Consider the following 14,762-nt stretch of genomic DNA (forward strand, 5'->3'; position numbering starts at 1 on the left):
ACCCTGTTCACCGGCAGCATCTCCAACTCCGGCACCGGGCCGATCGACCAGGCCATCATCGGTGACAGCCAGAACATGTACCTGTTCTTCGCCGGCGACAACGGCCGGATCTACCGCGCGAGCATGCCGATCGGCAACTTCCCCGGCAACTTCGGCTCGAACTACACCACGATCATGACCGACTCGACGAACAACCTGTTCGAAGCCGTCCAGGTCTACAAGGTCCAGAACCAGAACCAGTACCTGATGATCGTCGAAGCGATCGGCAGCCAGGGCCGCTACTTCCGCTCCTTCACCTCCAGCAGCCTGAGCGGTTCGTGGACCCCGCAGGCGGCCAGCGAGAGCAACCCGTTCGCCGGCAAGGCCAACAGCGGCGCCACCTGGACCAACGACATCAGCCACGGTGAGCTGATCCGCAGCAACGCCGACCAGACCATGACCATCAACCCCTGCAACCTGCAGCTTCTCTACCAGGGTCGTTCGCCCAGCTCGGGCGGCGACTACGGCCTCCTGCCGTACCGGCCGGGCCTGCTCACCCTCCAGCGATAGGCAGCGCGTTGCGCACATGAGCACGGCCCCTGTCGCTCACGGGCGTCGATGAATAACTTCCCCCGCACAGCGATGTGCGAGACCTGGGGGAGGTCCGGATGGCGCACGGGGGATCACGGGCGGGGGTACGGTCGCTGCGAGCACCGTGGCCTGCGGCATTCGTCGCGGTCGCGGTGCTGCTGTCCGGCGGCTGTGACGCTGTCACCGGGCCGCCGGAGGCCGCACCGGCATCGGGGAAGCAGGGTGAACAGGCGGCCTCCGGGCCCGTACCCGAGCAGCGCTGGGGATCGGCGGCCGGGCTGAGTCACCTGGCCGGCAAAGCCGGCAACCGGACCGTGCCGATGTCGGAGCGTGGCCGGTACCCGCGGGTCGCACCGAAGACCACGGCGGCGGCCCCGCGCAACAAGGCCCGGGTGGCCCAGCCGCCGGCGCGCAAGCGGGCGGGCTTCGACCGGGACCGCAGCCGGGAGCTGGCCTCCGGCCGGAACACCTACGAACGGCGCTTCCAGAACGCGGACGGCACACAGACGACCGAGTTCTCCACCACCCCGGTGAACTACCGCCGTGCCGACGGCACCTGGGCGCCGATCGACAGCACACTGACCGCCCGCGACGGCGGCTGGCAGAACCGCGCCGACGCGGTGGGCCTGCGCCTGGCTCCCCGCGCGGACGCGGCGGAGCTGGCCCGGATCACGCTCGACGGCGGCCACGGGCTCGCCTACGGGCTGTCCGGCGCGGCCCCGGTGGCCGGCCGGGCGGAGAGCGGCGGCGTGGTCTACCCCGGCGTGTTCCCGTCGGTGGACCTGCGGCTGGAGTCGCTGCCGGGGACGCTGAAGGAGACCCTGGTCCTGCACTCGGCGGACGCGCCGGCCACGTACACGTTCCCGCTGCGCCTCACCGGGCTCACCGCGGCGATGGTGGCGGGCTCGGTGGTGCTCTCCGACGCGAGCGGCCGGGCGCGGGCCGTCATCCCGCCGGGTTTCATGACGGACTCGGCGGAGGATCCGGCCACCTCGACCCGCGTGTCCTACCACCTGACCGGTGACGCGCTGCGGGTCACCGTGGACACCGGCTGGCTGCGTGACCCGGCCCGCCGCTTCCCGGTGCTGGTGGACCCGACCGTGGGGCCGCCGGTGGACTCGGCGACGGCCGACGCGATGATGACCGTACGCGGCAACGGCTCCACCGCCGGCGGCTCCGAACTCACCGTCGGGCGCGTCGCCGGGCAGGACACCGCCACGTACCTGAAGTTCGGCAACCTGGCCGAGCGGCTGCGCAACCACACCGTGTACGGCGCCGCCGTCGTGGTGACCAACTTCGACGCGCCGTCCTGCCGGGCCCGGCCGGTCACCGTCCACCCGGTGACCCAGGAGTGGTCGCCCGGCAGCGGCTACCGGTACCCCGGCCCGTCAGTGGGCGCGGCACTGGCGAGCCAGCCTTTCGCGTACGGATATCTGGCCTTTGGCCAATCGCAGTCAGCCTGCCCGGCGGCACCCGAAATGATCGACCTCGGCGCGGCCGGCAGCGCTCTGGTGCAGCGCTGGGCGAACGGGCAGCAGGCCAACCACGGCCTGTCCCTGCGCGCGTCCACGACGGACTCGCTGGCGTGGAAGAAGTTCGCCGGAGCCGGCGCCAACCCGCCGAAGCTGTACGTGACGCACACCCCGTACAACGCCGGTTACGCCATCCCGAAGCCGGCGCCGGAACCCCCGGTCACCCGCACCCAGGACGGCAAGGTCAAGGTGACCGTCACCAACCTGGGCGCCGAGGACTGGACGCCGGCCGGGTACTACCTGGCCTACCGGGCCTACAACGCCGAGACCGGTGCCGCGGTGACCCAGCAGCGCGCGGCCGACCTGCCCACGACGGTGGCCCGCGGCGCGCAGATCACCCTCGACGCGACCGTCAAGGCCCTCGAGCCGGGCAACTACTTCCTCGACTTCACCATGGTGGCCACCGGCGGGCAGGTCTTCACCGACCATCAGGTGCCGCCGGGCCGGATCGTGCTGCAGGTCTTCGACGTGCCGCCGGTGGTGCAGGAGATCTATCCGCCCAACGGGTATCAGACGCCGACGCTGACCCCGCTGCTCTGGGCCCGCGCCGTGGACACCGACGCCCCGCCCGGCGCGACCCTGCAGTACCGCTTCGAGGTGTGCGATCGCGGTTCGGCAGGCACACCGACCGGTTGCACCGGCACCGCGTACCAGGCCAAGCCGTCGTGGGTGGTCCCGGCCGGGCGCCTCAGCTGGAGCAAGGACTACATCTGGCGGGCGTACGTGAAGGACGGCGCCAACGAGGTCACCTCCCCCGACCTGGCCCTGCTGGCCGCCGTGCCGCAGCCGGAGATCACCTCGCGGATCGCGAACGCGCCCTACGCGTCGCAGGACCGGGAGTTCGACGCGCAGGTCGGCAACTACCGCACCGCCGCCCTGGACGCCACCGTGGCGAACACCGGCCCCGAGCTCAACCTGACGCGCACCTACAACAGCCTGGACCCGCGGACCGACTCGGCGTTCGGGGCGGGCTGGAGCTCGCGCTACGACATGCGGGTGACGCCGGACGACGACGGCTCCGGCAACGTGGTGATCACCTACCCGGACGGGCAGGCGGTGCGGTTCGGCCGCAACCCGGACGGCACCTTCGCCGCGCCGCCCGGCCGCACGGCCCGGCTGACCGTCGACAGCAGCGCCTGGACGCTGCGGGACCGGTCGGGCACGCAGTACCAGTTCGCGCTCGCCGGCGCGGGCCAGCCCGCTCAGCTGTCGAAGATCACCGACAACGCCGGGCGGTCGGTGACACTCTCGTACACGAACGGCCGGGTCACCCGGGTGCAGGCCGGCACCGCCGGGCGCTCGCTGCGGTTCACCTGGTCCGGCAACCACATCGCCACCGTCGCCACCGACCCGGTCGGCGGTGCGCCGCTGACCTGGCGGTACACCTACAGCGGCGACCTGCTGACCCGGGTGTGCCCGCCGGCGAGCGACACCGCCTGCACGGGGTACGAGTACGCCCAGGGCTCGCACTACCGCAGCACCGTGCTCGACGCGAAGCCGGAGTCCTACTGGCGGCTCGGTGACAAGGACGCGACCGGCGCGGCCAGTGCGGTCGCGGTCAACCTCGGCAAGGACGCCGGCACGTACCGCAACGTGACCGTCGGCGCTCCCGGCGCGGTGGCCGGGACCGGCGACACCGCGGCCACCTTCAACGGCGTCAACTCACACGTCGAACTACCAAAGGGCACGGTCAAGAAGAGCCGGGACGCGGCGATCGAGGTGTGGTTCAAGCTCTCCGGCACACAGACCGGCGGGCCGCTGATCGGATACCAGAACGCCGCCCTCGGCACCGCGCCGGGCGCCGGCGGGCCGGTGCTCTGGACCGGGACCGACGGGCTGCTGCGCGGCCAGTTCGCCACCGGCACCGTCAACCCGGCCACCTCCGGGGTGCGGGTGTGGGACGACGTCTGGCACCACGCCGTGCTGTCCGTGATGGGCACGACCCAGACGCTGTACCTGGACGGCCGGAAGGCCGGCGAGGTCACCGGGGCGCCGATCGAGCACTCCGACCTGACGTTCAACCAGATCGGCGCCGCGGCGACCGCCACACCCGGGTCCTGGCCCGGCTGGGGAACCGCCGCTCAGCGCTCGTTCCAGGGCGCGATCGACGAGGTCGCGGTCTACTCGCACCCGCTCGGGCCGGCGGCGGTCCTCGCCCACTACCGGGCCGGGACGACGGCGGCCGCGCAGATCAGCAAGGTGACGCTGCCCAGCGGCCGGATCGGTGCCGAGGTCGGTTACGACGTGACCACCGATCGGGTACGCGAGTACACCGACGACAACGGCGGCACCTGGAAGATCGGCGCGCCGCTGGTACACGGCAACGACGCCGACCTGCGCCGCAGCATCCAGGTGCTGGACCCGGCCAACCGGCCGCACCTGTACGAGTACGACGCGCTCGCCGGCCGCCTCCTGCGCTCCGGCATCCCGCTCGGCCTGGAGGCCGCGGAACCCCTGCCGGCACCGGAGCCCTCCCCCACGCCGACACCGGTCTGCTCGCAGCCGGACCCGCGTGACCCGGCGTTCTGCACGATCATCCCGGGCGGCTCGGGCGGCCCGGTCTTCGTCCGGCACACCCTCGACGGGCTGGCCGTGCGCAGCTTCGAGTACGACGACAAGGGCAACCAGAAGCGGATCGTCAACGAGAACGGCGACGCGGTCGAGATGACGTACGACGACCGCGGCAACGTGGCGTCCCGGAAGACGTGCCGGGTGACCGGGCAGTGCTACACGACCTGGTCGAGCTATCCGCCCTCGCCCACCGACCCGTACGACCCGCGCGGCGACCTGGTCGTCGAGACGCGCGACGGGCGCTCGGCCAGCGCCACCGACAACACCTACCGGACGACGTACTCGTACCACTTCACCGGGCAGTTGGACGTGCAGGTCAACCCGGACGGGAGCACGGTCGACCACGACTACTCCAACGGCACCGAGTCCGCGGTCGGAGGCGGGCAGATCCCGGTGGGGATGCTGCTGAGCACCCGGGACGCGCGAGGCAAGGTGACCCGGTACGCGTACTTCAGCAACGGCGACACGGCCCGGGTGACCACGCCGTCCGGGCTGGTCACCGAGTACACCTACGACGCGATCGGCCGCCGGATCACGGAGAACCTGGTCTCGGAGGGCCTGGTCACGACGTACGCGTACGACACCAACAGCAAGGTCACGTCGCTGACGTCGCCGGCCACCACGGACGCGGTCACCGGTGTACGGCACCAGCAGCAGGTGCGCAACGAGTACGACCCGGACGGCAACGTCACCCGTGTCACGATCGCCGACCTGCTCGGCGGGGACCAGCCGCGGGTGACGAGCACCGAGTACGACGAGTACAGCCGGCCCGCCGTGGTGACCGACGCGGAGGGTGGTGAGACGACCTACGCGTACGACCGGTTCGGCAACAAGACGTCGATGGTGGACGCGAACGGGAACCGGCAGTCGTTCGTCTACACCGCCCAGCACAAGATCGCGGAGACCCGGTTCGGCGATCTGGTGCTGCACTCCTACTCGTACGACTACGCCGGCCGCCTCGCCAGCGACACCGACGCGATGGGCCGGCGGCTGGAGTACCAGTACTACGCCGACGACCTGCTGCGGCGGGTCGTGCTCAAGAAGTTCCACGACCCGGACGGCTCCACCCGTGACTACGTGGTGGAGGAGAACACGTACGACGGCGCCGGTCACCTGACAAGACGGGCCGAGGGCAACGGGAGCCGTACCACCACGCACACCGTGGACCGGGCCGGCAAGGTCACCGCGACCACGCAGGACCCGGCCGGGCTGAACCGGACCAGCACGTTCGTCTTCGACGGCAACGGCAACGTCACCCGCACCACGAGCACCGGCAAGTCGTCCAACGTGCCGGGCCTGGGCACGCAGCCGGCCGACCAGGTCGACTACCAGTACGACGACGCCGGGAACGTCACCAGGCAGACGGTCACCGCGGGCAACGCCACCAGGGTCACCGGCTACACCTACGACCGGCGCGGGCTGCGCCTGTCGCTGACCGATCCGCGTGGCAACACCACGAACTACGAATACGACGAGGCCGGGCGGGTGGTCCGGGTGACGGGGCCGCCCACGGAGGCGGACGATGCGACCGTACGCCCGGTGAGCACCGCCGGTTACGACACGTTCGGCGCTCAGACCTCGGCGCGTGACCCGCTCGGGCGCGTGAGCCGCACCGAGTACGACCGTCTCGGGCGGGCGGTGCGCTCGGTGCGGCCGGCGTACACCGCCCCCGGCGCCTCGCAGACGGTCACCCCGGTCACCACCAGCGAGTACGACGCACTGGGCAACGTGGTCGCGGTGACCCAGCCCGGCGGGGCGGTCACCCGGTTCGCGTACGACGGTCTGGGCCGCGTGGTGACGCAGGACGATCCCGGTGAGACGAACGAGCAGCGGGCGGTCACGCGGTTCACGTACACCCACACCGGGCAGCTGCTCTCCACCACCGGGCCGACCGGTGCGCGTACCGAGTCCACCTACGACGACCTGGACCGGCCGGTCACCTCGACGCGGATCGAGCGGTTCCCGCAGGCCGGCGTCTTCACCGGGCGGGTCGGCTACGACGACGCGGGCAACGCCCTGACGGTCAGCTCACCGAGCGGCGCCACGACGCGCAACGAGTTCGACGCGCTCGGGCAGCTGACCCGGGCCACGTCACCGGCCGGGGTGGTCCGGCAGTTCGGCTACGACTACGCCGGGCGGCAGGTCCGGGAGGTCGACGGCAAGGGACGGGCCACCAGGCTGACCTTCGACCAGTTCGGCAACAGGGTGGCCGAGAGCGATCTGAAGCCGGGCGGCGAGGAAGTGCTGCGGACCCAGACGTACGAGTACGACGCGTCCGGGAACCTGCTGGCCGCCACGGATCCCGACCAGCACACGACCCGCTACGAGTACGACGCGGCGGACCGGCTGACGCGGCAGATCGAACCGGTGTCGGACGGGCATGCGATCACGACGTCGTTCGGCTACGACGCGGCGGGGAACCGGACCCGGTACACGGACGGGCGGGGGAACGTCACTCGGTACACGTACAACAGCTTCGGCCTGCCCGAATCGGTGATCGAGCCGGCGACGGCCGCGCACCCCGCGGCGGCCGACCGCACCTGGACGGTCGGCTACGACCCGGACGGGCGCGCGACACTGCTCACCGCGCCCGGCGGGGTGAGCCGGACACGCACCTACGACGCCGCGGGGCGGCTGCGCACCGAGACCGGCAGTGGCGCCGAGGCGCAGACCACGCAGCGCAGCCTCGGGTACGACCTGGCGGGACGGCTCACCACGGCCGGGAACAGCACGTTCTCCTACAACGACCGGGGTGCGGTGATCGGCGCCGACGGCGCCACGTTCACCTACGACAGCGACGGGAACCTGACCGGGCGCACGGATGCGGCGGGGACGGCGAGCTTCGGGTACGACCGGGGGCGGCTGAAGACGCTGACCGACGGGCTCACCGGGACGACGCAGACTCTGGCGTACGACGCGGCGGGCGCTGTGCAGAGCATCGACTACGGGGGTGGGCGGGCCCGCGCGTTCACCTACGACGACTACGGGCAGCTGGCGACGGACACCCTGCGCAGCTCGGCGAACGTGGTGGTCACCTCGATCGGGTACGGCTACGACCGCAACGGGCACGTGACGCGCAAGACGACGGCGGGCACGGCCGGTGCGGGCGAGAACACCTACACCTACGACTTCGCGGGGCGGCTCACCTCGTGGACGGGTCCCGAGGGCACCACCGGATACGGGTGGGACGACTCGGGGAACCGGGTGCGCAGCGGGACCAGGACGGCCACGTACGACGAGCGGAACCGGCTGTTGTCGGACGGGGATTACACGTACGCGTACACGGCCCGGGGGACGCTGCGCAGCCGCACCAGTTCCGGGCTCGCCGAGCAGTACTCGTTCGACGCCTTCGACCGGCTTCTGAGTGCCGGCGAGCAGAGCTACGTCTACGACAGCCTGGACCGGGTGACGGCGCGCAACGGCGTGGCCTTCTCCTACGCGGGTCCCGGCTCCGACCCGGTGACGTACGGATCGGAGAAGTACGCCCGCGGCCCGTCCGGCGAACTGCTCGCCACCGCGGTCGGCGCGGTCGAGCGCCTGACGATCGCCGACGGGCACGGTGACATCGTCGCCGAACTCGACCCCGCGAACCCGGCCGCCGCCGCACCGGCCGGCTCCACCGCCTACGACCCGTTCGGCAAGCGCACGGCGACCGAGCAGCGGACCGCGAGCATCGGCTTCCAGGGCGACTGGACCGACCCGGACAGCGGCAAGGTCGACATGGGCGCCCGCTGGTACGAGCCCGGCACCGGGGCGTTCGTCTCCCGCGACAGCGCCGGCTACTCCGGCGGCGACTCGATCCTGGCCAACCGCTACGCGTACGGCGCCGGCGCACCCCTGGACTTCGCCGACCCGGACGGCCACTGGCCCAAGTGGGTACGCAAGGCAGCGAGCGCGGTCTCGACCGCCTACCGCGCCGTCAGCAACGTCGTCACCACGGCCTGGAACTACGGCGTCTCCGCGGTCAAGGCCTTCGGCAGCGCCCTGGCCCGCGGCGCCGAGTGGCTCTACAACAAGTCCGGCCTGGCCACGGTCGTCAACGCGGTCACCAACGGCGTGAAGAACGCGGTCAACTGGGCCCAGCAGAAGGCCGCCCAGGCAGTCCAGGCAGCCCGCGCCGCCAAGGCAGCAGTCACCGCCGCCGCGAAACAGGCCGTCGCCAAGGCGGTGAAGTACACGCCCCTGCCCGTGCTGGCCGCGGTGACCAAGCCCCTGCTCAAATCCATCGGCAAAATCGTCTCCACCACCGCCAAACTCGCCGCCTCCGTGGTCGCCGTGACGGTCACCGCCATCGCCGACCCGAAGAAGTTCGCCACCACCCTCTACCAGGCCGCCGCCAACCAGGTGGGCGCCGTCATCGAAACCGTCTCCAAGGCGGCCGCCACCGTCGGCGAGTTCATAGCCGAACACAAGGACATGATCCTCGAGGTCGCCGCGATCGCCGGCTCCATCCTGGCCGGCCTCGCCTGCACGGCGGCCACCGCCGGCGCCGCGGCGCTGGCGTGCATCGCCGGCACAGCCGCCCTGATCAACCTGGCCAAGGACGCCGGCCAGGGCAACATCCACAACTGGAAGGACGCCCTCAAATCAGCCGGCACCGGCGCCGCCACCGGCCTGATCGGCGGCGGAGCCGGCATGGTCGGCGCCAAGGTCGCGGGTGCGGTGGCGACGAGGGTCGCCGGCACCGCCGGCCGCGCCCTGGCCGGCGCCGCCGAGGGCGGCGTCAGCGACGCCGTCACCCAGGCCGCCACCACCGGCAAGGTCGACTGGTCCGGCGTAGCCGTCTCGGCGGGCTTGGGCGCAGTAACCGCCGGCCGCGCCCGCAGCTGCGGCGGCAACAGCTTCACCCCCGGCACGGCAGTCCTCATGGCGGACGGCTCCCGCAGACCGATCGAGAAGGTACGCCCGGGTGACACCGTCCGCGCCACCGACCCGACCACGGACCGCACTGAGAACCGGCGGGTGACTGAGGTGATCGTCGGCAGTGGCCAGAAGAACCTCGTCCAGATCACGGTGGACGTGGACGGCGCAGCGGGCACCAAGACCGCGACTGTCACCGCCACGGACGAGCACCCCTTCTGGATACCCGGCCTGAACCGATGGATCAACGCCAAGGATCTGCGGCCCGGGTACCGCTTCGAAACCGCCGATCACCGCCCGGCCGAAGTGGTCAGCACGCGCACGTGGAGCGAACGCCGGCGCGTCCACAACCTCACGGTTGACAAGCTGCACACCTACCACGTGCTCGCCGGCACCACACCGGTCCTCGTGCACAACTGCGGAGGCAGGCACGCGTCGAGTGAGGTTGCCGCGGACACCGGCTACGTCGGCAGGCATCAGTCCTCGGATCCCGAGACATATTACCGAACGATGAGTCAGGACCATTTCGATTCGCTGAACTCAACCGGACGTTTATCACCGACCCGGGAGACGTTCATCTCCCCGACACAGAGTTTCTCGGAATCGTATGACGGGGTCACGGTGAGATTCTCGCTTCGTCCGGGAACAACCGAAAGACTGATGGGCGTGGGCGTCCGAGACAGGTCAGCGGCGACGGCCAACGCATTCCCCAACATGCCCATTGTGTCCCGGGGCTGGAACAGGGCAGCCGCGTTCTTCAAGGGAGAAGGCGCGCAAGTCAATATAGGACTCGGGAGAGGTGCCGGTTTGGACATCTTCAACGAAGGGATCGTTGGATTTGATAGGGTTGGACCGTGACTCCAGAGGATCGGCAATTGATTCTGTCTTTGGTGTCGGTTCCCGGCCGCGCTGCGGAAGGCAGCAAAAAGGAACTGCTCGACCATTTCGGCGCGTCCGATGGCTCCACTCTCGGCCTTGAACTGCTGCTTGATGCCTCCAGACGGCGCGACCGCATCGACGTCGAAATGGCTCTGATCGTGGCGAACATCTTCGGAGTGACGCCCGAATATCTGAGCCCTCTATCACTGCTCGTTACGGCCGACTGGCACGAGAAGCATGAAGATGTCGTCAGCGCGATCGGTGGACTGCATGACCCCTGCACGGTTTCGCAGCTGTTTGAAGCCACCCAATTCATTCCGGATTATCTTGATTACGACGAGAGCAGAGCGTTGGCGCGTAAAGCGATCTGGGCGCTCGGAAGCATTCCTGGGCGGGATGCCGAAAAGGCCTTGATTCGACTGCTCGGCTCGGACGACGAAATCCTCCGCGAAGAGGCTCAGGGGCAACTCGGTCGCAGGAATACCCAGAACAGCAGGTAAGTAGATCGACGATCCACCACTGCGCAGATGCGCAAGGGTCGTTGATGGACAGGCCGGCTCTGTATAGCGTCTCGCCGCAGGTAGAAATTGCGTTCGCTCATTTTCGGGGGAATAATGACAACAAACCTACGACGGCTGGCCGGATCAACAGTGGTTGTCCTGGCGGCGGCGCCGCTCGCGCTGGTCGGCGGCTCGCCGGCGGTGGCCGCGGACACCTTCACCTGCAGCGGTGGTGCCACCCTCTTCGGCGCCGAGACCAACGGGAACCTGCGCCGCTACTCCTACGCCTCGCCCGGCACCACCAACGCCACCGGCGGCACCCACGGTGTCGTCGGGACCGGGTGGAACGGGTTCGGGCGGATTCTCGGTGGGCCGGACGGGAAGGTCTACGGGATCAACTCGACCGGGATGTATCGGTACCGGTGGAACGGGACCAACTGGGACAGCATCAACGGGGCGCAGAGCGAGAAGCTGAGCGATGCCTTCAACGAGTACGCGTCCGCCGCCGGCCGGAACAAGATCACGGTGGACAGTCTCGGGGATTTCTACACCGTGGACAGTGGCGGGAAGCTGCGCTGGTCGCGCTACAACGAGCAGAGCAAGACGTGGACGGTGCTCAACCGGGTGCTGGACACCGGCTGGGACCGGTACGACCTGATCGTCGCCGCCGGGCCCGGTGTGCTGTACGGGCGGGCCCTCAACGGGCACCTCTACCGGCACCGGTTCGAGGCCACCAGTCAGCGGTGGGTCAACCAGAACCAGCTGGTGGGTGACGGCTGGCAGATGTTCACGAAGGGCATGTTCTCGGTCGGCGGGGAGACGCTGTTCGGGATTCAGGGCAACGGCGACCTCAACCACTACCGGTGGCAGCTGGACACGCAGACGTGGCCGGTCGGTGGTACGCGTTTCGGTGTCGGCTGGCAGAGCTTCGCCAACGTGTTCGCGGTCACCGACACGTGCCGAGTCGCCGAGCAGCAGATCCCGCCGCGGCCCGGCACGACGGTGGAGCCGTTCACGCCGACCGCGGTGGTGCAGGCGCCGGCGAGCGGCACGGCACTCGGGGCGATCGAGTACGTCTACACCGACAACCTCGGCCGCCTGCGGCACGGACATCAGGCCAGCCCCGGCAACTTCCACCTCGTGCAGTGGTCGACGGTGAACAGCGACGAGGCGTTCACCGGCAAGCCCACGCTCATCCGGAACGGGCAGGGCAGCCTGCAGGTCCTGACGCAGAGCATCGCATCCGACGTCTGGTCGTTCACCCGGGCCGCCGCGCCGGACACCGGCTGGCAGGCAGGGCTCAACCTGTCCGGCATCCTCGGTTCGCGGCCGGTCGCCGCGCGGCTCAGCGACAACACCGCGGCGGTGTTCGCGACCGACGACAGCGGCTCGCTGTGGTTCCGCAGTCAGGACGGGCCGGCCGGCGACCTGCTGCCGTGGCGGCCGCTCGGCGGGTCGAACCTCCGGCAGCTGGTCGTGGTGGCGGGCGCGGACCGCTCGGCGACGCTGTTCGCCAGCGACCCCGCCGGCCTGCCGATCTACGCGACGTACCGGGACGCCACCCTGTCCTCGTGGGCCCCGCTCGGTGGCATCACACCGACCGGCCCGCTCGCCGTGATCACGTTGCCCGGCCGCATCCTGCGGCTGTTCGCCCGTACCGCGGACGGCCAGATCCTCACCCAGATCCAGCAGTCCGCCGGTGGCGGTTTCAACGCCGTGTGGAAGCCGGTCGGCACGTTCGCCGCGGCCGGGCCGCCGGCCGCCGTGCTGGACCCCGAACTGGGCCGGATCGCGGTGGTCGCGCGTGGTCCGGACAACGCGATCTACCGGGTGTTCGAGACCGCGCAGGCGACCGGCGCCTGGGGCGGCTGGGAGCGGATCGACACGCAGGGCGACCCCGCGGCCACCGAGCCGACGGTCGCCGAGTTCACCGGGACCGACGGCCAGCAGTCGTGGCTGATCGTGTACCGCAACCAGAACGACTCCACCAAGGTGTACACCCGGCAGGCGCCGCCCGACGCCGCGGCGCGAGGCACCGCCGAGGCCGTGCCGGGATTCACCCGGCACACGCTTGCGGCCCCTCGGTGACATCGACTTGTCTGATTCCCGATGGTCTTGCGCAAATGAGCAAGCAATAGCGGAACCCTCTGGCTGAAGAGGGCTCCGGGGTGGTTCCCTCTGCCCGGAGAGGACGGGGGACCATGACGGATTCGGATACGGGGGTACGTCAGCCGGCGGTCGCTCTGCCTGCCGGGCGCTGGGGGTTGTCGCCGCTGGCTGACGTGATCTACAGAACGCTCGTGCTGCTCGGGCCGGCAGGCGGCGCGCGCCTGTCACGCGAGCTCGGCGTGGAGCCGTGCCGGGTGGACCGCGCCGTGGAGGAGCTGGCCGACTTCGGCGCGATCCGCCTCGCCGAGCCGTCCGGCGGGGAGACCTGCTGGGCGGCGCGCGAGGTGGATGAGGTGGCTTTGATCGTACGCCGCAGGCGCGCGCCGATCGCCCATGCCGACAGCTGCCGGCGGCATGTTGCGGCGGTGGCCGGGATCCACCTGGACCGCATCCCGCAGGAGCGGATCCGGGTGCTGCCGAGCCGGTATCACACCCGCCACCGCATCGCCGATCTGGCCGCCGGCGAACGCGTCGAGCACCTGTCGATCCACACCGAGGACGTGATCACAGCCGAGGCGGCCCGCGTGGCCGGCCCCATCGACCAGGCCCTGATCGATCGCGGCGTTCGGATGCGCGTCCTCGGACTGGCACCACGGGACGGCAGCGTCAGCCGGCCCCCGCCCGGCTTCGAGTACCGCGAGGCCACCTCGCTGCCGCTCAAGCTGATGGTCTTCGACCGCCGGGTCGCGCTGTTCCCGCTCGACCCGGCCGACTTCAACGCCGGCGCCGTCGAGGTGTCCGACCCCGATGCGGCGGCACAGCTCACCCAGCTGTTCTGGCGGATCTGGCGAACCAGTCACGACCCGAGCAGCCGGGAGGTGTCCGCGATCGTGTTGACGAGCCGGGAGAAGGCCATCGTCACGCTGCTCGCGGCGGGCGCGAGCGAGGAGGCGACGGCGGCCGAGCTGGGGCTCAGCCGCCGGACGGTGGTGTACGCGCTACGCGCCCTGATGGACCGGCTCGGTGTGGAGAACCGGTTCCAGCTGGCCCTGGTGCTCGGCGCCGACGGTGCGGTGCCGATCCCACGGTCCGGCCCAGTTGATATCGAACGGGGGAGAGAAAGATGAGAAAACGCAGACCGCATGTGCTCGCGGTGCTGGCCGCGATCTTCACCCTGGTGGTGACCGCGGCACCACCCGCGGCCGCCGCTCCCGTCCCGTGGAACATGGCACCGTGCGTCCTACCACGGTTCGACGACGCCTACATGAACGTCGCCTGGGTGGTGATGGCCGGCTCGGCGACGGAGTGCGACCCGCAGGTTGCCGACTCCGGGTTCCGTCTCGCCACCTATTTCGAGGACCAGCCGGTCGGAATCTCCGAGGGGTACAACGTCCGCCTGTTCCCGCCGGATGCCCAGGGTCCGACCGGAACCAATCCGCGCAGCACCCGTGATTTCGCGGCGGCGGTGCTGAGGCCGGAGAACCCGGGCGAGTACGGCGTGTGCCTGCTGGCCGGCGCCAACGAGCGGAAACTCTGCGCCCGCGTGGAGGTCTGGATCGGTGGGGACGGCGCTTTCCATGCCGGTGCCAAGGAGACATCAGTCAACGACCCCCTGGTGACCAAACCAGTCCAGATGGGTATATACGAGGGCGAGGTGCGCCCGCCCGGCGAACCGTGGGGCATCTGCGGCACCTGCTACTGAGACGGCGACGCAGCCGCACCTCGGGGGGTGCGGCTGCGC

At 70.4% G+C, this 14,762-nt stretch carries 6 protein-coding genes; all 6 read left to right on the plus strand.

Features of this window, described 5'->3' with window-relative positions; translation table 11 throughout:
• Window positions 1–549 (plus strand): non-reducing end alpha-L-arabinofuranosidase family hydrolase (locus AB0M02_RS33190; protein WP_364234135.1); only part of this gene is annotated, 549 nt, incomplete at its 5' end.
• Window positions 550–647: 98 nt separating this feature from the next.
• Entirely contained in the window at window positions 648–10,391 is a 9,744-nt protein-coding gene (locus AB0M02_RS33195; RefSeq protein ID WP_364234137.1) for an RHS repeat-associated core domain-containing protein, read from the plus strand.
• The gene (locus tag AB0M02_RS33200; RefSeq protein WP_364234139.1) at window positions 10,388–10,912 is read left to right on the plus strand and encodes a HEAT repeat domain-containing protein; all 525 of its coding nucleotides are present in this window, start codon (window positions 10,388–10,390) and stop codon (window positions 10,910–10,912) included. The genes AB0M02_RS33195 and AB0M02_RS33200 overlap by 4 nt, the downstream gene beginning before the upstream one ends.
• A 114-nt stretch (window positions 10,913–11,026) precedes the next feature.
• Window positions 11,027–13,000, plus strand: coding sequence for a tachylectin-related carbohydrate-binding protein (locus AB0M02_RS33205; RefSeq protein WP_364234142.1), 1,974 nt, complete (start codon window positions 11,027–11,029; stop codon window positions 12,998–13,000).
• Window positions 13,001–13,113: 113 nt separating this feature from the next.
• A complete protein-coding gene (locus tag AB0M02_RS33210) occupies window positions 13,114–14,148 on the plus strand; it encodes a LuxR C-terminal-related transcriptional regulator (RefSeq protein ID WP_364234144.1) in 1,035 nt (344 codons plus the stop codon).
• Window positions 14,145–14,723 (plus strand): hypothetical protein, encoded by a 579-nt coding sequence (locus AB0M02_RS33215; protein ID WP_364234145.1) that lies wholly within the window; start codon window positions 14,145–14,147, stop codon window positions 14,721–14,723. Before AB0M02_RS33210 ends, AB0M02_RS33215 begins: the two co-directional genes overlap by 4 nt.
• Window positions 14,724–14,762 lie beyond the last annotated feature (39 nt).

Source organism: Actinoplanes sp. NPDC051861 (assembly GCF_040681145.1).
Lineage (GTDB): Bacteria > Actinomycetota > Actinomycetes > Mycobacteriales > Micromonosporaceae > Actinoplanes.

Excerpts from the sequence above, each read along its gene's own strand:
- AB0M02_RS33195 (WP_364234137.1), top strand. The coding sequence starts at position 648 with ATGGCGCACGGGGGATCACGGGCGGGGGTACGGTCGCTGCGAGCACCG.
- AB0M02_RS33205 (WP_364234142.1), top strand. The coding sequence starts at position 11,027 with ATGACAACAAACCTACGACGGCTGGCCGGATCAACAGTGGTTGTCCTG.
- AB0M02_RS33210 (WP_364234144.1), top strand. The coding sequence starts at position 13,114 with ATGACGGATTCGGATACGGGGGTACGTCAGCCGGCGGTCGCTCTGCCT.
- AB0M02_RS33215 (WP_364234145.1), top strand. The coding sequence starts at position 14,145 with ATGAGAAAACGCAGACCGCATGTGCTCGCGGTGCTGGCCGCGATCTTC.